Source organism: Escherichia sp. E2586, from assembly GCF_005781105.1.
GTDB lineage: Bacteria > Pseudomonadota > Gammaproteobacteria > Enterobacterales > Enterobacteriaceae > Escherichia.
Window position 1 is genome coordinate 56,972 of sequence record NZ_VATN01000004.1, and the last position, 21,155, is coordinate 78,126.

Below are 21,155 nucleotides of genomic sequence, written 5' to 3' on the forward strand. Positions count from 1 at the left end.
AACGTCTTTCATACAGAGCGTTGAAGGATGCCATAAATAATAAATCAGGAAACGATGACGCCATCACAGTTGGCGGATTCTTTAACGATAGGGTATAAGTAAAACAACGAGTTAACACCACTGAAACAAAAGAGGTGGAGAATGTTAGAACAAGTATGTCAACTCGCACGGATTGCGGGCGATGCCATTATGCAGGTCTACGACGGGACGAAACCGATGGACGTCGTCAGCAAAGCGGATAACTCACCGGTGACAGCGGCGGACATTGCCGCGCATACCGTAATCATGGACGGTTTACGTACGCTGACGCCGGATATTCCGGTTCTGTCTGAAGAAGATCCTCCCGGCTGGGAAGTCCGTCAGCACTGGCAGCGTTACTGGCTGGTGGACCCGCTGGATGGCACTAAAGAGTTTATTAAACGTAACGGCGAATTCACCGTTAATATTGCGCTCATCGACCACGGAAAACCGATTTTAGGTGTGGTGTATGCGCCAGTAATGAACGTAATGTACAGTGCGGCAGAAGGCAAAGCCTGGAAAGAAGAGTGCGGCGTGCGCAAGCAGATTCAGGTACGCGATGCGCGGCCGCCGCTGGTGGTCATCAGCCGATCCCATGCGGATGCAGAGCTGAAAGAGTATCTGCAACAGCTTGGCGAACATCAGACGACGTCCATTGGCTCTTCGCTGAAATTCTGTCTGGTGGCGGAAGGGCAGGCGCAGCTCTACCCACGTTTCGGACCAACCAATATTTGGGACACTGCCGCCGGCCACGCTGTTGCTGCTGCAGCCGGAGCGCACGTACACGATTGGCAGGGTAAACCGCTGGATTATACCCCGCGTGAATCGTTCCTGAACCCAGGATTCAGAGTTTCTATTTATTGAGCAACTTATGCAGCAAGTCCATCACTTGCTGCACCTCTTCCTGGGTGAGCGCTCCGTCCTTCGCCCATTGCACTCGGCCGTCTTTATCGAGCACGGCAATGGCAGAACTCTCTTCATCCAACTGCCAGGCGCCGCGCGCGACGCCGTTGCTATCGACAATAAACTGCGACCACGGATAAAGCTTTTTATTACTTTCCAGACTGCTGCGCACAAACATGCCGGAACCCGGAATTGCGTCATCTGTGTTGACAATGGTGGTGGTCTGGTAGCGATCGTGCGGCAACTTCGCCGATTTAATCGCTTCTATCAGCGTCGCGTTTTTCTCTTTGGCTGACGTACGACCAGCTATATGTTGTAGCACTCGCACTTTTCCCGCTAACTGCGCGCTGTTCCAGGTTTTGTAGCTAAACTGATCTTTATCAAGCACCAACTCGCCACGATCGGTAATGCCAATCGGCGGTACTCGCTGGCCGGTTTCGAACTGATGTGCAGAGGCCATCATCGGCAGCAGCAGGCAGGTGAGGGCCAGAATCTTGCGTAGAGTCATGGTGTTTCCTTCTTATGATATGCAGGTGATCCGACCACTTGGGTCTGACTTTTAATCATATGTGCTATTTATCGAAAATCCCGCAAGTGTGATGCCAGTTTGCGGACAAGCGCACAAATCATATGAAAAATGAATGCTTATACTAAAGATTCTGATTAGGCGAAAAGATAATTCTGAATAATTGTAACGTTACGGTAAAAAAACTCATACAGGCTGGAAACATTACCGCAGTAGTCTATAGTCATTAGGCATTAAAATTTGCGCCTCATAATAGTTGGACCGATTGTGGTACCGCAAAGGCGTAATACTCAGCAGGAGACAACAATGAAAATTTTCCAACGGTACAACCCACTGCAAGTGGCGAAGTACGTGAAGATCCTGTTTCGTGGACGGTTATACATCAAGGATGTTGGCGCTTTTGAATTTGATAAGGGTAAAATTCTTATCCCAAAAGTGAAGGATAAACTGCATTTATCAGTGATGTCCGAGGTAAACCGTCAGGTTATGCGTCTGCAAACAGAGATGGCTTAACCAAAGTGCTATGCAGTAATAAGACGGCTCCTGATTCAGGAGCCGTTGATGTTTCTGAGGTTATGCGACGTTTTCTTCTTTATCTTTGTCTTTATCTTTTGCGTCAGTCAGTTTTGGCGAAAGGACGGTGGCTTTGCTGTCGATCCGCGTTACCAGCAGCTGGTCGATGCGGTAGTTATCGATATCCACCACTTCAAATTTGTAGCCGGCGAATTTCACCGAATCAGTGCGTTTGGGGATCTTACGCAGCATAAACATCATAAAGCCGCCAATGGTTTCGTAATTGCCTGACTGCGGGAACTCGTCAATATCCAGTACACGCATCACGTCATCAATCGGTGTTCCACCATCGATTAGCCATGAGTTCTCATCACGCGCCACAATCTGCTCTTCCAGACCCTGACCAACCAGATCGCCCATCAGTGTGGTCATCACGTCGTTGAGGGTGATTATCCCCACAACCAGCGCGTATTCATTCATGATTACTGCAAAGTCTTCGCCCGCAGTTTTAAAACTTTCCAGCGCCTCAGAAAGGGTCAGCGTGTCTGGCACGATCAGCGTGTTGCGAATTTGTACGCCACTGTTCAGCGCCAGGCTTTGATTGGCCAGCACGCGGTTAAGCAGATCTTTCGAATCCACATAGCCGATGATGTGGTCGATATCTTCAGTACAGACGAGGAATTTTGAGTGCGGATGTTCCGCCACTTTATTCTTCAGACTTTGCTCGTCTTCGTGGAGATCGAACCAGATGACGTTCTCACGCGGAGTCATAGACGACGGGACAGTACGGGATTCAAGCTCGAACACGTTTTCAATCAGTTCATGCTCTTGTTTACGTAATACCCCCGCCAGCGCCCCCGCTTCTACTACCGCGTAAATATCATCGGAAGTGATGTCATCCTTGCGCACCATCGGCAGTTTAAAGATACGGAAGATCATGTTCGCCAGGCCGTTGAAGAACCACACCAGCGGGGTGCAGACGTACAGGCAGAAGCGCATCGGGTTGATGATACGCAAAGCCACAGCTTCTGGCGCAATCATACCGATGCGTTTCGGGGTTAAATCCGCAAACAGGATAAACATGCCAGTCACTAACGAGAAAGAGAGAATAAAGCTCAGTTGCTCAGAGAGCTCTGCCGACATATAGCGGGAGAACAGGCTGTTAAAAGCCGGGGAGAACGCTGCATCACCGACGATACCGCCGAGAATCGCCACTGCGTTCAAACCGATTTGTACCACGGTAAAGAACATGCCGGGATTTTCCTGCATATTCATAACGCGTTGGGCATTTATATTGCCTTCATCAGCCAGCAGTTTAAGTTTGATTTTGCGTGAGGCGGCAAGCGAGATCTCGGACATCGAGAAGAACGCACTTACGGCGATCAAGCAGAGTATGACTAAAATACTGTTTAACATATCTTATCTAACCGTTCAGGTCAGATCCTCGGAAGGGGAAGTTGATTAATTTGTGTGAAATACACATTGAAAGCCGATTCGAAGAGAGTGAACCGGCATTTTCAGAGGCTAGTATAGCGTAAGGTACTGTAAAGTCGCCAGAGGGTTAAATTTTTGTCTCATTTCACTTTGGGGCCACCTTTTAATACTACACTTCAGGCGGCAGACAAACGCCTATTCCACCAATTCCGCAATAGCCATAAGGGTTTTTATGTAGATACTGTTGGTGGTCATCTTCGGCATAATAGAACGGTGTGGCGTTAGCAATCTCGGTGGTTATCTGGCGATTGTCATCGGCGGTGAGCATTGCGGCCTGAAAACGTTCCAGACTGGCGCGGGCGGCGGCATCCTGTTCTGGTGTCAGCGGGTAAATCGCGGAACGGTACTGCGTGCCGTGATCATTACCTTGACGCATCCCTTGTGCAGGATCGTGGTTTTCCCAGAAAACCTGCAACAGTTGTTCATAGCTGATTACCGACGGATCATAAACCACTCGCACCGCTTCGGCGTGGCCGGTCTCACCGGAACACACTTCCCGATAAGTCGGGTTTGGCGTGTAACCGCCAGTGTAGCCTGCGGCAGTGCTGTAAACACCGGGAAGTTGCCAGAAAAGGCGTTCAACGCCCCAGAAACAGCCCATCGCAAAAATGGCGATCTCCATTCCGTCAGGCACATTTGTCATTGAGTGACCGTTGACCGCATGCAGCGTAGCTACGGGCATCGGGGTATTCCGTCCAGGAAGGGCATCGGTGGGGGAAACCAGATGCTTTTTATCAAATAAACTCATGGTGTCGTTCTCCCGAAAGTCGGTCATAGGGGTTTAGGTTGTAACAAGGGACGTATTTGCACACAATAACCCCCGTGAATGGGTCTAAAGTAAAACATAAGTAATATTTTGGGTTTAGTCTGCTTTTTAATCCATATTGCTGGATTATTGTTAAGCCGTTTAACGGAGTTCCAGGGGCAGGAATAAAGGATATTCAGGAGAAAATGTGCGCTATATCCGACAGTTATGCTGTGTAAGCTTACTCTGCTTTAGTGGTTCTGCCATCGCCGCGAATGTCCGTCTACAGGTGGAAGGGTTATCGGGACAGCTGGAAAAAAACGTTCGTGCACAGCTTTCTACGATTCAAAGTGATGAAGTGACGCCAGACCGGCGCTTTCGCGCACGTGTTGATGATGCCATTCGGGAAGGTCTAAAAGCACTGGGCTATTACCAGCCAACAATTGAATTTGATCTCCAGCCACCGCCACAGAAAGGACGGCAGGTGCTGGTTGCTAAAGTTACACCGGGTGTACCCGTGTTGATTGGCGGCACCGATGTAGTCTTGCGCGGCGGTGCGCGAACCGATAAAGACTATTTGAAGTTGCTGGATACTCGCCCGGCTATAGGTACGGTGCTAAACCAGGGCGATTATGAAAATTTCAAAAAGTCCTTAACCAGTATTGCGCTGCGTAAAGGCTATTTCGATAGCGAATTTACCAAAGCTCAGTTAGGCATAGCGCTTGGCCTGCATAAAGCGTACTGGGATATTGATTACAACAGTGGCGAACGTTACCGCTTTGGGCATGTCACTTTTGAAGGTTCGCAAATTCGCGACGAGTACCTGCAAAACCTGGTACCGTTCAAAGAAGGCGATGAATACGAGTCAAAAGATCTGGCGGAACTGAACCGTCGCCTTTCCGCGACTGGCTGGTTTAATTCGGTGGTAGTGGCACCGCAATTTGATAAAGCGCGCGAAACGAAAGTATTACCATTGACAGGCGTGGTTTCGCCGCGAACAGAAAACACCATCGAAACCGGGGGCGGTTACTCTACGGACGTGGGACCGCGCGTGAAAGCGACGTGGAAAAAGCCGTGGATGAACTCATACGGTCACAGTCTGACTACCAGTACCAGTATTTCCGCGCCGGAACAGACCCTCGACTTCAGCTATAAAATGCCGTTGCTGAAGAATCCGTTGGAACAATATTATTTGGTGCAGGGCGGTTTTAAGCGTACTGACCTGAATGACACCGAATCCGATTCCACTACCCTGGTCGCTTCCCGCTACTGGGATCTTTCCAGCGGCTGGCAGCGCGCCATTAACCTACGCTGGAGTCTCGACCACTTTACTCAGGGTGAAATTACTAACACCACAATGCTGTTTTATCCAGGGGTGATGATTAGCCGGACGCGATCACGCGGCGGCCTGATGCCGACCTGGGGCGACTCGCAACGCTACTCTATCGACTATTCCAACACAGCCTGGGGATCGGATGTCGATTTCTCCGTTTTCCAGGCACAGAACGTCTGGATCCGCACACTGTACGATCGCCATCGCTTTGTTACGCGCGGCACGTTGGGCTGGATTGAAACCGGTGACTTCGACAAAGTACCGCCGGATCTGCGTTTCTTCGCCGGGGGCGACCGCAGTATTCGCGGCTATAAATACAAATCTATTGCGCCGAAATATGACAATGGTGACCTGAAAGGGGCATCAAAGCTAATTACCGGATCACTGGAGTACCAGTACAACGTGACCGGAAAATGGTGGGGCGCGGTGTTTGTCGATAGCGGTGAAGCGGTGAGTGATATCCGCCGCAGCGACTTCAAAACCGGCACCGGGGTCGGCGTGCGCTGGGAATCGCCGGTCGGGCCAATCAAGCTCGATTTCGCCGTACCGGTCGCGGATAAAGACGAGCACGGGTTACAGTTTTACATCGGTCTGGGGCCAGAATTATGAGTTTATGGAAAAAAATCAGCCTCGGCGCGGTTATCGTCATCTTACTACTGCTGGGCTCGGTGGCATTTCTGGTTGGCACCACCAGCGGCCTGCATCTGGTATTTAAAGCGGCGGACCGCTGGGTGCCTGGGCTGGACATCGGCAAGGTCACTGGCGGCTGGCGCGACCTTACCCTGTCTGACGTTCGTTATGAGCAGCCAGGCGTGGCGGTAAAAGCGGGCAATCTGCACCTGGCCGTTGGGCTGGATTGTCTGTGGAACAGCAGCGTTTGTGTTAACGATCTGGCGCTGAAAGATATTCAGGTCAACATCGACAGCAAAAAAATGCCTCCTTCTGAGCAGGTTGAAGAAGAGGAAGATAGTGGACCGCTGGATCTCTCCACGCCGTATCCCATCACACTGACACGCGTGGCGCTGGATAACGTCAACATCAAGATTGATGACACTACGGTGTCGGTGATGGACTTCACCTCCGGCCTGAACTGGCAGGAGAAAACCCTGACCCTGAAACCGACGTCGCTGAAAGGCCTGTTGATTGCTTTGCCGAAAGTGGCGGACGTGGCGCAGGAAGAAGTGGTCGAACCGAAAATTGAAAATCCGCAGCCGGAGGAAAAGCCGCTCGGCGAAACGCTGAAAGATCTCTTTTCTCGCCCGGTATTGCCGGAAATGACCGACGTGCATTTGCCGCTTAACCTGAACATTGAAGAGTTTAAAGGCGAGCAACTGCGCGTGACAGGCGACACGGATATCACCGTGAGCACCATGCTGCTGAAAGTGAGCAGCATCGACGGCAATACCAAACTGGATGCGCTGGATATTGACTCTAACCAGGGGATTGTCAATGCCAGCGGTACGGCACAATTGTCCAACAACTGGCCAGTAGATATCACCCTCAACAGCACTTTGAATGTGGAGCCGTTGAAAGGTGAAAAGGTGAAGCTAAAAGTGGGCGGCGCGCTGCGCGAACAGCTGGAGATAGGCGTTAACCTTTCCGGCCCGGTGGATATGGATTTGCGCGCCCAGACGCGGCTGGCGGAAGCTGGATTACCGCTCAACGTGGAAGTGAACAGCAAACAACTTTACTGGCCGTTCACTGGTGAGAAGCAATATCAGGCGGATGACCTGAAACTGAAACTCACCGGCAAAATGACCGATTACACGCTGTCTATGCGTACGGCGGTGAAAGGGCAGGAGATCCCGCCAGCGACCATTACCCTTGATGCGAAAGGGAATGAACAGCAGGTCAATCTCGATAAACTCACCGTTGCGGCGCTGGAAGGAAAAACCGAGCTGAAGGCGCTGCTCGACTGGCAGCAGGCCATTAGTTGGCGCGGCGAATTGACGTTCAACGGCATTAATACGGCGAAAGAGTTCCCGGACTGGCCATCGAAACTCAATGGTTTGATCAAAACGCGCGGTAGCCTGTACGGCGGCACCTGGCAGATGGACGTGCCGGAGTTGAAGCTGACCGGCAACGTCAAACATAACAAAGTGAACGTTGAGGGAACGCTGAAAGGCAACAGTTATATGCAGTGGATGATCCCAGGTCTGCATCTGGAACTGGGGCCAAACAGTGCCGAAGTGAAAGGCGAGCTGGGGGTAAAAGATCTCAATCTTGACGCCACCATCAATGCGCCGGGGCTGGATAACGCGCTGCCAGGTCTTGGCGGTACAGCGAAAGGGCTGGTGAAAGTTCGTGGTACGGTGGAAGCGCCGCAGTTGCTGGCGGATATCACCGCGCGCGGCTTGCGCTGGCAGGAACTTTCTGTGTCGCAGGTTCGCGTGGAAGGCGACATCAAATCCACCGATCAGATTGCGGGTAAACTCGACGTGCGCGTTGAGCAAATCTCGCAGCCAGATGTGAATATCAACCTTGTTACTCTGAATGCGAAAGGCAGCGAAAAGCAGCACGAGTTACAACTGAGGATTCAGGGCGAGCCGGTTTCCGGGCAGCTTAATCTGGCAGGTAGCTTTGATCGCAAAGAAGAACGCTGGAAGGGAACACTTAGCAATACGCGCTTCCAGACGCCGGTCGGACCGTGGTCGCTGACGCGTGATATCGCGCTGGACTATCGCAATCAGGAGCAAAAAATCAGCATTGGGCCACACTGCTGGCTTAACCCGAATGCGGAACTGTGCGTGCCGCAAACCATTGATGCCGGGGCTGAAGGGCGTGCGGTTGTGAATCTCAACCGCTTCGACCTGGCAATGCTGAAACCGTTTATGCCGGAAACTACTCAGGCAAGCGGTATCTTCACGGGTAAAGCGGACGTTGCCTGGGACACCACCAAAGAGGGGCTGCCACAGGGTAGTATCACTCTTTCGGGGCGTAACGTGCAGGTGACGCAAACCGTCAACGATGCGGAGCTACCGGTGGCGTTTCAGACGCTGAACCTATCGGCAGAGCTGCGGAATAATCGCGCTGAGCTGGGCTGGACCATCCGTCTGAGCAATAACGGCCAGTTTGATGGTCAGGTGCAGGTGACCGATCCGCAAGGCCGTCGGAATCTTGGCGGCAACGTCAACATCCGCAATTTTAACCTCGCAATGGTGAACCCCATCTTTACGCGTGGTGAAAAAGCCGCGGGGATGGTGAGCGCCAGCCTACGTCTGGGCGGTGATGTGCAAAGCCCGCAGCTGTTTGGTCAGCTACAGGTCACAGGCGTGGATATCGACGGCAACTTTATGCCATTTGATATGCAGCCGAGCCAGCTTGCGGTCAATTTTAACGGTATGCGCTCGACGCTTGCGGGGACCGTGAGGACTCAGCAGGGTGACATCTACCTGAACGGTGATGCTGACTGGAGCCAGATTGAAAACTGGCGGGCGCGGGTAACGGCGAAAGGCAGTAAGGTACGGATCACCGTACCACCGATGGTGCGGATGGATGTGTCGCCTGACATCGTATTCGAAGCGACACCAAGCCTGTTTACCCTTGATGGTCGCGTGGATGTACCGTGGGCGCGCATTGTGGTGCACGATCTGCCGGAAAGTGCGGTGGGTGTCTCAAGCGATGTGGTGATGCTCAACGATAACCTGCAACCGGAGGAGACGAAAACCGCGTCAATTCCGATCAACAGCAACCTGATTGTCCACGTCGGCAATAACGTGCGCATTGATGCCTTTGGCCTGAAGGCGCGGCTGACGGGCGATCTCAACGTCGTACAGGACAAACAAGGTCTGGGCCTGAACGGGCAAATTAACATCCCTGAAGGGCGCTTCCATGCATATGGCCAGGATCTGATTGTGCGCAAAGGCGAGCTGCTGTTCTCTGGCCCACCGGATCAACCGTATCTCAATATCGAAGCCATTCGTAACCCGGATGCTACAGAAGATGACGTAATCGCTGGTGTTCGTGTCACCGGGCTGGCGGATGAGCCGAAAGCGGAGATCTTCTCTGACCCGGCGATGTCACAACAGGCTGCATTGTCTTACTTATTGCGTGGACAAGGGCTGGAGAGCGATCAGAGCGACAGCGCGGCGATGACTTCGATGCTGATTGGCCTGGGGGTTGCGCAAAGTGGTCAGATTGTGGGTAAAATCGGCGAGACATTTGGTGTAAGTAATTTAGCGCTCGACACCGAGGGGGTAGGTGATTCTTCCCAGGTGGTGGTCAGCGGCTATGTATTACCAGGCTTACAAGTGAAATACGGCGTGGGGATATTTGACTCTATAGCAACACTCACGTTACGTTATCGCCTGATGCCGAAGCTATATCTGGAAGCCGTGTCTGGTGTAGATCAGGCACTGGATTTGCTCTATCAGTTCGAGTTTTAGCTATGCGAATATTTGTCTACGGCAGTTTACGTCACAAACAAGGCAACAGCCACTGGATGACAAATGCCCAGTTGCTGGGCGATTTCAGTATCGATAACTACCAGTTGTATAGCCTGGGCCACTATCCAGGCGCAGTTCCGGGAAACGGAACGGTACATGGTGAAGTTTATCGTATTGACAACGCCACGCTGGCCGAACTTGATGCCTTGCGCACCAGGGGCGGTGAATACGCGCGCCAGTTGATTCAGACGCCGTACGGGAGTGCATGGATGTACGTTTATCAACGACCCGTCGATGGATTAACGCTGATTGAAAGCGGCGACTGGTTAGACAGGGATCAGTCATAATATAAACACGCCACCTTCGGGTGGCGTTGTTTTTTGCGATGTATCTCGCGATTTTTTTGTAACTTTCACATCTTTTGCTTTTCTCTCCGAGCCGCTTTCCATATCTGCAATCGCATAAAAAACTCTGCTGGCGTTCACAAATGTGCAGGGGTAAAACGGGGGCACGCTTTGAACGGTGAGTATGAGTGAGGTCGGCTAACTTCCAGCAAGCGGCTATGAACAGCAAAATGGTGGTCGAGTTTAGCTTGTTCTTACCGTTCGAGCCTTTCAACTGCTGAAAATAATAATAGTGGAGTAGATAGTTTATAAATTGCGGGCATAAAAAAACCCTTACTAACCGAAGTCCGGCGTTCAGGGTTATTGCGCTATACTCGTCATACTTCAAGTTGCATGTGCTGCGACTGCGTTCATTCACCCCAGTCACTTACTTCTGTAAGCTCCAGGGGATTCACACACTTGTCGCGTTACTCGGCCTTAGGCCTCGCCCTTTCAGGGCCAACGCAAGCGTTGTTCAAAACGCCGCTGGCGTTTTGTCCTGCAAGTTGAATTATTTAGAGTATCTAAGAGCTTATTTATTCTTTGCGCGCTCGAAGGAAGCAACGATTTCAGCTTTAGCGGCTTCAGCGTTTTCCCAACCTTCAACTTTCACCCACTTGCCTTTTTCGAGGTCTTTGTAGTGCTCGAAGAAGTGAGCGATCTGAGCTTTCAGCAGCTCCGGCAGATCGTTAACGTCTTTGATGTGATCGTATTCTTTGCTCAGTTTGCTGTGCGGAACCGCAACCAGTTTCGCATCTTCACCAGCTTCGTCGGTCATTTTCAGAACGCCAACCGGACGGCAACGGATCACAGAACCCGGCTGCAGCGGGTACGGAGTCGGGACCAGAACGTCAACCGGGTCACCGTCCAGAGACAGAGTGTGGTTGATATAGCCGTAGTTGCACGGGTAGAACATCGCGGTGGACATGAAGCGGTCAACGAACAGTGCGCCGCTCTCTTTGTCGATTTCGTATTTGATCGGATCAGCGTTAGCCGGGATTTCGATAACAACGTAGATGTCTTCCGGCAGATCTTTACCCGCAGGGACGTTGAGTAAGCTCATGTCTGTTTCCTTTAGAATATGTGGCAAACAAGTGCCGAGTATTATAGCCAACTCGCGCCGAATGTCTTCGCTTGTTTTCGCCCTCATTTTCCTTTTTCGCCAGTTTTAAGACGGTTCGCAGAGCTGGAAAATCCATAACCGTAGCCGCATTTTTCATAGTGATATGAAAGCGATTACAAACTTGTGATTAACGATGTATTTACTTTTTTGAAGTGTGATGTAACGCAATCTGTTACAGAACTAATTGTCTATAGTTTTTTCGCGAACATCTTTTCACCAATAATAATCACCCCGACGAGGACAACCCTATGTGGAAACGCTTACTTGTAGTCTCTGCAGTCTCGGCAGCCATGTCGTCTATGGCGTTGGCCGCTCCGTTAACCGTAGGATTTTCGCAGGTTGGATCCGAATCCGGCTGGCGCGCAGCAGAAACTAATGTGGCGAAAAGTGAGGCCGAAAAACGCGGTATCACACTGAAAATTGCCGATGGTCAGCAAAAGCAGGAAAACCAGATTAAAGCAGTGCGTTCCTTTGTCGCGCAGGGGGTAGATGCCATCTTTATCGCCCCGGTGGTTGCAACGGGTTGGGAACCTGTTTTGAAAGAAGCAAAGGAAGCCGAAATTCCGGTCTTTTTGCTTGACCGTTCCATCGACGTGAAAGACAAATCTCTCTATATGACCACCGTCACCGCCGACAACATCCTCGAAGGCAAGCTGATTGGTGACTGGCTGGTTAAAGAGGTCAATGGCAAACCGTGTAACGTGGTTGAGTTACAGGGCACCGTTGGGGCCAGCGTCGCCATTGACCGTAAGAAAGGCTTTGCCGAAGCCATTAAGAATGCGCCAAATATCAAAATCATCCGCTCGCAGTCCGGTGACTTCACCCGTAGTAAAGGCAAAGAAGTCATGGAGAGCTTTATCAAAGCGGAAAACAACGGCAAAAACATCTGCATGGTTTACGCCCATAACGACGACATGGTGATTGGCGCAATTCAGGCAATTAAAGAAGCGGGCCTGAAACCGGGCAAAGATATCCTGACAGGCTCTATCGACGGCGTGCCGGACATCTACAAAGCGATGATTGATGGCGAAGCGAACGCCAGCGTTGAACTGACGCCAAACATGGCGGGACCCGCCTTTGACGCGCTGGAGAAATATAAAAAAGACGGCACCATGCCTGAAAAGCTGACGCTGACCAAGTCCACCCTTTACCTGCCTGATACCGCAAAAGAAGAGTTAGAGAAGAAGAAAAACATGGGGTATTGAGACGTATCAGGCATTAATGCCTGATACCGACTCGTAGGCCGGATAAGGCGTTTACGCCGCATCCGGCAGTTGTGCGCTGGTGCCTGATGCGACGCTGGCGCGTCTTATCATGCCTGGCGGGAGCACGCTTTACTTCGGGGGAAACCATGACGACCGACCAACACCAGGAAATCCTCCGCACCGAAGGATTAAGCAAATTTTTCCCTGGCGTCAAAGCGTTAGATAACGTTGATTTCAGCCTGCGCCGTGGTGAAATCATGGCGCTACTCGGTGAAAACGGAGCTGGTAAATCAACGTTAATCAAAGCACTTACCGGCGTTTACCATGCCGATCGCGGCACCATCTGGCTGGAAGGTCAGGTTATTTCACCGAAAAACACCGCCCACGCACAGCAGCTCGGCATCGGCACTGTCTATCAGGAAGTTAACTTGCTACCCAATATGTCGGTCGCTGATAATCTATTCATAGGCCGCGAACCTAAGCGTTTCGGCCTGCTACGACGTAAAGAGATGGAAAAGCGCGCCACCGAACTGATGGCATCTTACGGTTTCTCCCTCGACGTGCGGGAACCGCTCAACCGCTTTTCAGTTGCGATGCAGCAAATTGTCGCCATTTGTCGGGCCATTGATCTCTCCGCCAAAGTGCTAATCCTCGATGAACCCACCGCCAGCCTCGACACTCAGGAAGTGGAGTTATTATTTGGCCTGATGCGCCAGTTGCGCGATCGCGGCGTCAGCCTGATCTTTGTCACTCACTTTCTCGATCAGATCTATCAGGTCAGTGATCGGATCACCGTCTTACGCAACGGCAGCTTTGTTGGTTGTCGGGAAACCCGCGAGCTACCGCAGATCGAACTGGTGAAAATGATGCTGGGGCGTGAGCTGGATACTCATGCGCTACAGCGTGCCGGAAGAACATTGCTTAGTGACAATCCTGTTGCAGCGTTTAAAGATTACGGCAAGAAAGGAACGATCGCGCCGTTTGATCTGGAAGTACGCCCCGGCGAGATCGTCGGTCTGGCAGGCTTGCTGGGATCAGGACGTACCGAAACCGCTGAAGTGATCTTCGGCATCAAACCAGCCGATAGCGGCACGGCGCTGATCAAAGGCAAACAGCAAACCCTGCGATCGCCACATCAGGCTTCGGTACTGGGCATCGGCTTTTGCCCGGAAGACAGGAAAACCGATGGCATCATCGCCGCCGCCTCGGTGCGGGAAAATATCATCCTCGCTCTCCAGGCCCAGCGCGGCTGGCTACGGCCGATTTCCCGTAAAGAACAGCAAGAGATTGCCGAACGCTTTATCCGTCAGCTGGGCATTCGTACTCCTTCCAGCGAACAACCGATTGAATTTCTCTCCGGCGGCAATCAGCAAAAAGTGTTGCTCTCACGCTGGCTGCTGACTCGTCCGCAATTTCTGATCCTCGATGAGCCAACGCGTGGCATTGACGTTGGCGCCCATGCCGAGATCATTCGCCTGATTGAAACGTTGTGTGCTGACGGTCTGGCGCTGCTGGTGATCTCCTCCGAACTGGAAGAACTGGTGGGCTATGCCGATCGGGTGATTATCATGCGCGATCGCAAACAGGTGGCGGAGATCCCGCTGGCAGAGCTTTCCGTTCCGGCGATCATGAACGCCATTGCGGCGTAAGGAGAACAGTGTGATGCCTCAATCTCTCCCTGACACCGCGTCGTCGAAAAAGCGCTTTCGCTGGCCGACGGGGATGCCGCAATTGGTGGCGCTATTGTTGGTGCTGGTGGTCGATAGCCTGGTGGCCCCGCATTTCTGGCAGGTGGTGCTTCAGGATGGGCGTTTGTTCGGTAGTCCTATCGACATTCTTAATCGCGCCGCCCCGGTTGCGTTACTGGCGATTGGCATGACGCTGGTGATCGCTACGGGGGGGATTGATCTCTCCGTAGGGGCGGTGATGGCCATCGCCGGAGCCACAACGGCTGCGATGACGGTCGCGGGGTTCAGCCTGCCAATTGTTTTGTTAAGCGCCCTGGGTACCGGCATTCTGGCTGGATTGTGGAACGGCATACTGGTGGCGATCCTCAAAATTCAGCCGTTTGTTGCCACCCTGATCCTGATGGTTGCCGGGCGCGGTGTGGCTCAACTGATCACCTCCGGGCAGATCGTCACGTTCAACTCGCCGGATCTCTCATGGTTCGGCAGCGGATCGCTATTGTTCCTGCCAACGCCAGTCATTATCGCTGTGCTGACGCTCCTCTTCTTCTGGCTGTTGACCCGCAAAACGGCGCTGGGGATGTTTATTGAAGCCGTTGGCATCAACATTCGGGCGGCAAAAAATGCCGGAGTCAACACACGAATCATCGTCATGCTCACCTACGTATTGAGCGGGCTGTGTGCGGCAATCGCGGGCATTATCGTGGCGGCGGATATTCGCGGTGCCGATGCCAATAACGCTGGGTTATGGCTGGAGCTGGACGCCATTCTCGCGGTGGTAATTGGCGGCGGATCGCTGATGGGCGGGCGCTTTAACCTGCTGCTTTCGGTGGTGGGGGCGCTGATTATTCAGGGGATGAATACCGGAATTTTGCTTTCGGGCTTTCCGCCAGAGATGAACCAGGTGGTGAAAGCGGTGGTGGTGCTTTGCGTGCTGATTGTCCAGTCGCAACGCTTTATCAGTCTGATTAAAGGAGTGCGTAGCCGTGATAAAACGTAACCTGCCGCTTATGATCACCATCGGCGTCTTTGTGCTGGGCTATCTCTACTGCCTGACGCAGTTTCCCGGCTTTGCTTCCACGCGCGTGATTTGCAATATCCTGACCGATAATGCCTTTCTTGGCATCATCGCCGTCGGCATGACCTTTGTGATCCTCTCCGGCGGAATCGATCTCTCCGTCGGTTCGGTGATCGCCTTTACCGGCGTGTTTCTGGCAAAAGTGATTGGCGATTTCGGCCTCTCGCCGCTGCTGGCGTTTCCACTGGTGCTGGTGATGGGCTGTGCCTTCGGCGCATTTATGGGGCTTCTGATCGACGCCCTGAAGATCCCGGCGTTCATCATTACCCTTGCGGGAATGTTCTTTTTGCGCGGCGTCAGCTATCTCGTTTCGGAAGAGTCGATCCCGATAAACCATCCAATTTATGACACGCTTTCAAGCCTTGCGTGGAAAATCCCCGGCGGTGGTCGCTTAAGCGCGATGGGGCTGCTGATGCTGGCGGTGGTGGTTATCGGCATATTCCTCGCGCATCGTACGCGTTTTGGTAATCAGGTATACGCCATTGGCGGCAACGCAACGTCGGCGAACCTGATGGGGATTTCCACTCGCAGCACCACTATTCGCATTTATATGCTCTCTACCGGACTGGCGACACTGGCAGGAATTGTCTTCTCGATTTATACCCAGGCCGGATACGCCCTGGCGGGTGTAGGTGTGGAACTGGACGCTATCGCGTCGGTGGTGATTGGCGGTACACTTTTGAGCGGTGGCGTTGGAACGGTATTAGGGACGCTTTTTGGTGTGGCGATTCAGGGACTGATCCAGACTTACATAAACTTTGACGGCACGCTGAGCTCATGGTGGACGAAAATCGCCATCGGCATTTTGTTATTCATTTTTATTGCCTTACAGCGTGGGTTAACGGTGTTGTGGGAGAATCGTCAGAGTTCGCCAGTGACAAGAGTCAACATTGCGCAGCGATAAAAACGCCTCTCCGTGTGGAGAGGCGCAGGAGATTACGCGTCCGGGAACTCACGGATAAAGCGTTCGACATCTTCAACCATATGGTCGTTGCCGACGAAGAACGAACGACGCTGGTGCAGGGTTTCCGGGATGATATCCAGAATACGCTCTTTGCCATCGCTCGCTTTACCGCCCGCTTGTTCCGCCAGGAATGCCATCGGGTTGCACTCATACAGCAAACGCAGTTTGCCGTCCGGGTGGCTGGCAGTGCTTGGGTAGAGATAAATACCGCCTTTCAGCAGATTACGGTGGAAATCCGCGACCAGCGAGCCGATATAACGTGAGGTATACGGACGGTTGGTAGATTTATCTTCTTCCTGGCAGAATTTAATGTACTTCTTCACCCCGTTCGGAAACTTAATGTAGTTCCCTTCGTTGATAGAGTAGGTTTTTCCTTTCTCCGGGAAGCGCATCCGTTCCTGGCACAGGCAGAAAACGCCGAGCGAAGGATCGTAAGTAAAGGCGTGAACACCGCATCCGGTGGTGTAAACCAGCATGGTAGAGGAGCCGTATACCACGTAACCTGCAGCAACCTGTTTGTTACCAGGCTGGAGGAAATCTTCTTCCGTTACCGGCGTGCCGACCGGTGTAACGCGGCGGTAAATGGAGAAAATGGTACCGACAGAGACGTTAACATCGATGTTGGACGAGCCATCCAGCGGATCCATCAGCACAACGTATTTTGCGTGTTCACAACCTTCAAAGACGACAATCTCATCTTCTTCTTCGGATGCAATGCCCGCAACAATATCGCGTGCTTTCAGTGCGGCTTTCAGTTTTTCATTAGCGAACAAGTCGAGTTTTTGTTGAACCTCGCCCTGCACATTCTCAGCACCGCTGGCACCCAGGATATCAACCAGTCCAGCTTTGTTGATATCGCGATGAATAATCTTGGCGCCCAGTTTTATTGCCGATAGCAAAGCAGTGAGCTCACCGGTAGCATGAGAAAACTCGTGCTGCTTTTCGACAATAAATTCACCTAACGTTTTCATAAAACTTTCCCTGCAATGTTTATGGAGTAAAGCGACCGCAATAATCTTAACAAATAATCTCAATGTTGCGCTCAGGTGAATCGCGCCAGCAAATTACGGATTATCCTGAAATGCGTTTCTCTGTTGCCCGACATATGCGTAAAATGAACGGTAGATTAAAAAAGGATAGTGACGTATGCGCATTCATATATTAGGAATTTGTGGCACGTTTATGGGCGGTCTGGCGATTCTGGCGCGCCAGTTGGGCCATGAAGTAACGGGTTCGGACGCCAATGTGTATCCGCCGATGAGCACCTTACTTGAGAAGCAAGGCATTGAACTGATTCAGGGGTATGATGCCAGCCAGCTCGATCCTCAGCCGGATCTGGTGATTATTGGCAACGCCATGACCCGTGGAAATCCGTGTGTGGAAGCGGTACTGGAAAAAAACATTCCATATATGTCAGGTCCGCAGTGGTTGCACGATTTTGTGCTGCGTGACCGCTGGGTGCTGGCCGTTGCCGGTACACACGGTAAAACCACCACCGCGGGAATGGCGACCTGGATTCTGGAACAGTGCGGCTATAAACCAGGTTTTGTGATCGGTGGAGTACCGGGGAACTTTGACGTTTCTGCACGCCTGGGCGAAAGCGACTTCTTTGTTATCGAAGCAGACGAGTATGACTGCGCCTTCTTCGACAAACGCTCTAAGTTTGTTCATTACTGCCCGCGAACGCTGATCCTCAACAACCTTGAGTTCGACCACGCCGATATCTTCGACGACCTGAAAGCGATTCAGAAACAATTCCACCATCTGGTGCGTATTGTTCCTGGTCAGGGGCGTATTATCTGGCCGGAAAACGACATCAACCTGAAACAAACCCTGGCGATGGGCTGCTGGAGTGAACAGGAGCTGGTGGGCGAGCAAGGTCACTGGCAGGCGAAAAAGCTGACCACTGACGCTTCCGAATGGGAAGTCTTGCTGGATGGCGAAAAAGTGGGCGAAGTGAAATGGTCGCTGGTGGGCGAACATAATATGCACAATGGTTTGATGGCGATTGCTGCGGCCCGTCATGTTGGCATCGCACCGGCTGATGCTGCTAACGCGCTGGGATTGTTTATCAATGCCCGTCGCCGCCTGGAACTGCGTGGCGAAGCTAATGGCGTGACGGTGTATGACGATTTTGCCCATCACCCAACGGCAATTCTGGCAACGCTGGCGGCGCTGCGCGGCAAAGTTGGCGGTACGGCGCGTATTATTGCCGTGCTTGAGCCGCGTTCCAACACCATGAAGATGGGCGTCTGCAAAGATGATTTGGCTCCGTCATTAGGTCGTGCCGATGAAGTCTTCCTGCTGCAACCGTCACATATTCCGTGGCAGGTAGCTGAAGTGGCAGAAGCATGTATTCAGCCTGCGCACTGGAGTGGAGATGTTGATGCGCTGGCAGAAATGGTGGTGAAAACCGCTCAGCCTGGCGACCATATTCTGGTGATGAGCAACGGCGGTTTTGGTGGGATCCATCAGAAACTGCTGGATGGTCTGGCGAAGAAAGCGGAAGCTGTGCAGTAATCCTGAGACGTTTTATCAGGCCTACAGGGGCAACGTGCTTTTGTAGGCCGGATAAGGCGTTGACGCCGCACCCGGCATTTGAGCATAGCGCCTGATGCGACGCTTGACGCGTCTTATCAGGCCTACAGATCTGACGGTGCACTGCATCCGGCAAACCATACTCACATCAACAACGAAAATTACCCTTCGTTCTCTGCCAGCTCGCGCAGATACTGGAAAATCTGGCGTGCGGATTTCGGCGGCTTATTCCCTTCTTTCTCTTTCTTCGCGTTGCGGATCAGAGCACGCAGTTGCTGACGATCGGCATCTGGCCACAGATTCAATACTTCAGCGATAGCATCATCCCCTTGATCGATCAGACGATCGCGCAGGTTTTCCAGTTTATGGAACAACACCACCTGCTGGTTGTGGCGGTTTTTCAGCTTATCCAGCGCCTGACGGATAGGCTCTACATCGCGTTGGCGCAGCATCTTACCAATGAGCTGCAACTGGCGGCGGCGACCTTCCATCTTAATACGCTGGGCTAACTCAATAGCCGCACGCAGATCCGCATCTAACGGGATCTTATCCAGCGCGTTTTTCCCCAGATCAACAATTTCTGCGCCCAGGCGTTTTAGCTCCTCGGCGTCACGTTTAATTTCACTTTTACTGACCCAGATAATTTCATCGTCTTCGTCTTTGATGTCATCACCGGGAACGTCGTCGAGCCAGTCTTCGGGCTGCTTAGTCATGTCAGGCTCCTTAAAAAAAAGAGGCTAATGTTACCAGTTAAGATGCGCACTGAAAAACGGTTCTCTGTTAGACTTCAGAGAAACTCTCTACATTATGGCACTTGCAATGAAAGTAATCTCTCAAGTTGAAGCGCAGCGCAAGATTCTGGAAGAAGCAGTTTCGACTGCGCTGGAGTTGGCCTCAGGCAAATCGGACGGTGCGGAAGTTGCCGTCAGCAAGACCACCGGCATTAGCGTTAGTACGCGCTATGGTGAAGTGGAGAATGTCGAATTCAATAGCGATGGCGCGCTGGGGATAACCGTTTATCACCAGAACCGCAAAGGTAGCGCATCATCCACCGATTTAAGCCCGCAGGCCATTGCACGCACCGTACAGGCGGCGCTGGATATTGCGCGTTACACTTCGCCAGATCCGTATGCAGGCGTGGCAGATAAAGAACTGCTGGCTTTCGACGCGCCGGATCTTGACTTGTTCCACCCCGCAGAAGTCTCTCCAGACGAAGCCATTGAACTGGCGGCCCGTGCTGAACAGGCGGCATTACAGGCGGATAAACGCATTACCAACACCGAAGGCGGCAGTTTTAACAGCCATTACGGCGTCAAAGTTTTCGGTAATAGCCACGGTATGTTGCAAGGCTACTGCTCAACGCGTCATTCGCTCTCCAGTTGCGTGATTGCCGAAGAAAATGGCGATATGGAGCGTGATTATGCCTACACCATTGGCCGCGCGATGAGCGATCTACAAACGCCAGAGTGGGTCGGGGCCGACTGCGCTCGCCGTACCTTATCGCGTCTGTCACCGCGTAAACTCTCCACCATGAAAGCGCCGGTCATTTTTGCCAATGAAGTGGCAACCGGGCTTTTTGGGCATCTGGTTGGGGCGATAGCGGGTGGATCGGTTTACCGTAAATCCACCTTCCTGCTGGATTCGCTGGGTAAACAAATTCTGCCGGACTGGCTGACCATTGAAGAGCATCCGCATCTGCTGAAAGGGCTGGCATCTACGCCATTCGACAGCGAAGGTGTTCGTACCGAACGTCGCGACATTATTAAAGATGGCATCCTGACTCAGTGGCTGCTGACCAGCTACTCGGCGCGCAAATTGGGGCTGAAAAGCACCGGACACGCGGGCGGTATTCACAACTGGCGCATTGCCGGACAAGGTCTAAGCTTCGAGCAGATGCTCAAAGAGATGGGTACTGGGCTGGTGGTGACGGAATTGATGGGCCAGGGCGTGAGTGCAATTACCGGTGATTATTCCCGTGGTGCGGCGGGCTTCTGGGTAGAAAACGGCGAAATTCAGTATCCGGTTAGCGAAATCACCATCGCAGGTAATTTAAAAGATATGTGGCGCAATATTGTCACCGTCGGTAACGATATTGAAACACGCAGTAATATACAGTGTGGTTCTGTGCTGTTGCCGGAGATGAAAATCGCCGGACAGTAAAAAAACTGGCGCGACCTGCCGCGCTATAAACTAAAAAATTACACAAAATCATTCGCACTGCATCGAGACGGAAAGTGAATGAGGGCCGGGGAGCGTACTCGT

At 52.3% G+C, this 21,155-nt stretch carries 17 protein-coding genes; 11 read left to right on the forward strand and 6 right to left on the reverse strand.

Annotated features, from left to right (window positions below):
- The first annotated feature begins 141 nt into the window (after positions 1-141).
- Complete coding sequence (gene cysQ / locus FEK50_RS03445; RefSeq protein WP_130206045.1) at positions 142-882, forward strand: 3'(2'),5'-bisphosphate nucleotidase CysQ; 741 nt, start codon at positions 142-144, stop codon at positions 880-882.
- Here cysQ and FEK50_RS03450 read toward each other — a convergent pair.
- Complete coding sequence (locus tag FEK50_RS03450; protein ID WP_064525852.1) at positions 872-1,429, reverse strand: YtfJ family protein; 558 nt, start codon at positions 1,427-1,429, stop codon at positions 872-874. The genes cysQ and FEK50_RS03450 overlap by 11 nt on opposite strands.
- Positions 1,430-1,753: 324 nt before the next feature.
- On the opposite strand from FEK50_RS03450, the gene FEK50_RS03455 reads away from it, so the two are divergent.
- Complete coding sequence (locus FEK50_RS03455) at positions 1,754-1,960, forward strand: DUF1107 domain-containing protein (protein WP_000689228.1); 207 nt, start codon at positions 1,754-1,756, stop codon at positions 1,958-1,960.
- Positions 1,961-2,020: 60 nt separating this feature from the next.
- Here the strand turns inward: FEK50_RS03455 and FEK50_RS03460 are convergent, their stop codons facing one another.
- Both FEK50_RS03460 and msrA read right to left on the reverse strand, forming a co-directional pair.
- Positions 2,021-3,376, reverse strand: a complete 1,356-nt coding sequence (locus FEK50_RS03460; protein WP_130206047.1) for a hemolysin family protein — start codon at positions 3,374-3,376, stop codon at positions 2,021-2,023.
- Positions 3,377-3,563: 187 nt separating this feature from the next.
- Entirely contained in the window at positions 3,564-4,202 is a 639-nt protein-coding gene (gene msrA, locus FEK50_RS03465) for a peptide-methionine (S)-S-oxide reductase MsrA (RefSeq protein WP_131161328.1), read from the reverse strand.
- A gap of 205 nt (positions 4,203-4,407) precedes the next feature.
- On the opposite strand from msrA, the gene tamA reads away from it, so the two are divergent.
- The 3 genes from tamA to FEK50_RS03480 are packed head-to-tail and all read left to right on the forward strand — an operon-like array spanning position 4,408 to position 10,264.
- The gene (gene tamA / locus FEK50_RS03470) at positions 4,408-6,141 is read left to right on the forward strand and encodes an autotransporter assembly complex protein TamA (protein ID WP_131161327.1); all 1,734 of its coding nucleotides are present in this window, start codon (positions 4,408-4,410) and stop codon (positions 6,139-6,141) included.
- Positions 6,138-9,917: an autotransporter assembly complex protein TamB gene (gene tamB, locus FEK50_RS03475; RefSeq protein ID WP_131161326.1), complete on the forward strand. Its 3,780-nt coding sequence runs from the start codon at positions 6,138-6,140 to the stop codon at positions 9,915-9,917. The genes tamA and tamB overlap by 4 nt, the downstream gene beginning before the upstream one ends.
- 2 nt (positions 9,918-9,919) lie before the next feature.
- Positions 9,920-10,264, forward strand: a complete 345-nt coding sequence (locus tag FEK50_RS03480; protein ID WP_130206055.1) for a gamma-glutamylcyclotransferase — start codon at positions 9,920-9,922, stop codon at positions 10,262-10,264.
- A 568-nt stretch (positions 10,265-10,832) separates the two neighbouring features.
- Here the strand turns inward: FEK50_RS03480 and ppa are convergent.
- A complete protein-coding gene (gene ppa / locus FEK50_RS03485) occupies positions 10,833-11,363 on the reverse strand; it encodes an inorganic diphosphatase (protein ID WP_000055075.1) in 531 nt (176 codons plus the stop codon).
- Positions 11,364-11,671: 308 nt separating this feature from the next.
- Between ppa and ytfQ the strand changes: the two genes are divergently transcribed.
- The 4 genes from ytfQ to yjfF all read left to right on the forward strand — a co-directional run bounded on the left by ytfQ (position 11,672) and on the right by yjfF (position 16,295).
- Entirely contained in the window at positions 11,672-12,628 is a 957-nt protein-coding gene (gene ytfQ / locus FEK50_RS03490; RefSeq protein WP_064525873.1) for a galactofuranose ABC transporter substrate-binding protein YtfQ, read from the forward strand.
- A gap of 146 nt (positions 12,629-12,774) precedes the next feature.
- Positions 12,775-14,277, forward strand: coding sequence for a galactofuranose ABC transporter, ATP-binding protein YtfR (ytfR, locus tag FEK50_RS03495; RefSeq protein WP_131161325.1), 1,503 nt, complete (start codon positions 12,775-12,777; stop codon positions 14,275-14,277).
- A gap of 13 nt (positions 14,278-14,290) precedes the next feature.
- Positions 14,291-15,313 carry a galactofuranose ABC transporter, ATP-binding protein YtfT gene (gene ytfT / locus FEK50_RS03500; protein ID WP_130206106.1) on the forward strand — a complete coding sequence of 341 codons (1,023 nt, stop codon included), beginning with the start codon at positions 14,291-14,293 and terminating at the stop codon, positions 15,311-15,313.
- Positions 15,300-16,295, forward strand: coding sequence for a galactofuranose ABC transporter, permease protein YjfF (gene yjfF, locus FEK50_RS03505; protein WP_000596015.1), 996 nt, complete (start codon positions 15,300-15,302; stop codon positions 16,293-16,295). Before ytfT ends, yjfF begins: the two co-directional genes overlap by 14 nt.
- Before the next feature lie 32 nt (positions 16,296-16,327).
- On the opposite strand, the gene fbp is transcribed toward yjfF, so the two are convergent.
- Positions 16,328-17,326, reverse strand: coding sequence for a class 1 fructose-bisphosphatase (gene fbp, locus FEK50_RS03510; protein ID WP_000853753.1), 999 nt, complete (start codon positions 17,324-17,326; stop codon positions 16,328-16,330).
- A 175-nt stretch (positions 17,327-17,501) separates the two neighbouring features.
- Here fbp and mpl point away from each other — a divergent pair, with 175 nt between their 5' ends.
- On the forward strand, positions 17,502-18,875 hold the full coding sequence (gene mpl, locus FEK50_RS03515) for a UDP-N-acetylmuramate:L-alanyl-gamma-D-glutamyl-meso-diaminopimelate ligase (protein WP_130259536.1): 1,374 nt from the start codon (positions 17,502-17,504) through the stop codon (positions 18,873-18,875).
- A gap of 179 nt (positions 18,876-19,054) precedes the next feature.
- Here the strand turns inward: mpl and yjgA are convergent, their stop codons facing one another.
- On the reverse strand, positions 19,055-19,606 hold the full coding sequence (gene yjgA / locus FEK50_RS03520; RefSeq protein ID WP_131161324.1) for a ribosome biogenesis factor YjgA: 552 nt from the start codon (positions 19,604-19,606) through the stop codon (positions 19,055-19,057).
- Positions 19,607-19,700: 94 nt separating this feature from the next.
- On the opposite strand from yjgA, the gene pmbA reads away from it, so the two are divergent.
- A complete protein-coding gene (gene pmbA / locus FEK50_RS03525; protein WP_032230414.1) occupies positions 19,701-21,053 on the forward strand; it encodes a metalloprotease PmbA in 1,353 nt (450 codons plus the stop codon).
- The last annotated feature ends 102 nt before the right edge of the window (positions 21,054-21,155 follow it).

What these genes read in the sequence shown, in the direction of transcription:
- FEK50_RS03450 (WP_064525852.1), bottom strand. Translation starts at nt 1,429, where the DNA reads ATGACTCTACGCAAGATTCTGGCCCTCACCTGCCTGCTGCTGCCGATG.
- ytfT (WP_130206106.1), top strand. Translation starts at nt 14,291, where the DNA reads ATGCCTCAATCTCTCCCTGACACCGCGTCGTCGAAAAAGCGCTTTCGC.
- cysQ (WP_130206045.1), top strand. Translation starts at nt 142, where the DNA reads ATGTTAGAACAAGTATGTCAACTCGCACGGATTGCGGGCGATGCCATT.
- msrA (WP_131161328.1), bottom strand. Translation starts at nt 4,202, where the DNA reads ATGAGTTTATTTGATAAAAAGCATCTGGTTTCCCCCACCGATGCCCTT.
- fbp (WP_000853753.1), bottom strand. Translation starts at nt 17,326, where the DNA reads ATGAAAACGTTAGGTGAATTTATTGTCGAAAAGCAGCACGAGTTTTCT.
- FEK50_RS03460 (WP_130206047.1), bottom strand. Translation starts at nt 3,376, where the DNA reads ATGTTAAACAGTATTTTAGTCATACTCTGCTTGATCGCCGTAAGTGCG.
- yjgA (WP_131161324.1), bottom strand. Translation starts at nt 19,606, where the DNA reads ATGACTAAGCAGCCCGAAGACTGGCTCGACGACGTTCCCGGTGATGAC.
- ytfQ (WP_064525873.1), top strand. Translation starts at nt 11,672, where the DNA reads ATGTGGAAACGCTTACTTGTAGTCTCTGCAGTCTCGGCAGCCATGTCG.
- FEK50_RS03480 (WP_130206055.1), top strand. Translation starts at nt 9,920, where the DNA reads ATGCGAATATTTGTCTACGGCAGTTTACGTCACAAACAAGGCAACAGC.
- ytfR (WP_131161325.1), top strand. Translation starts at nt 12,775, where the DNA reads ATGACGACCGACCAACACCAGGAAATCCTCCGCACCGAAGGATTAAGC.
- tamB (WP_131161326.1), top strand. Translation starts at nt 6,138, where the DNA reads ATGAGTTTATGGAAAAAAATCAGCCTCGGCGCGGTTATCGTCATCTTA.
- pmbA (WP_032230414.1), top strand. Translation starts at nt 19,701, where the DNA reads ATGGCACTTGCAATGAAAGTAATCTCTCAAGTTGAAGCGCAGCGCAAG.
- mpl (WP_130259536.1), top strand. Translation starts at nt 17,502, where the DNA reads ATGCGCATTCATATATTAGGAATTTGTGGCACGTTTATGGGCGGTCTG.
- FEK50_RS03455 (WP_000689228.1), top strand. Translation starts at nt 1,754, where the DNA reads ATGAAAATTTTCCAACGGTACAACCCACTGCAAGTGGCGAAGTACGTG.
- ppa (WP_000055075.1), bottom strand. Translation starts at nt 11,363, where the DNA reads ATGAGCTTACTCAACGTCCCTGCGGGTAAAGATCTGCCGGAAGACATC.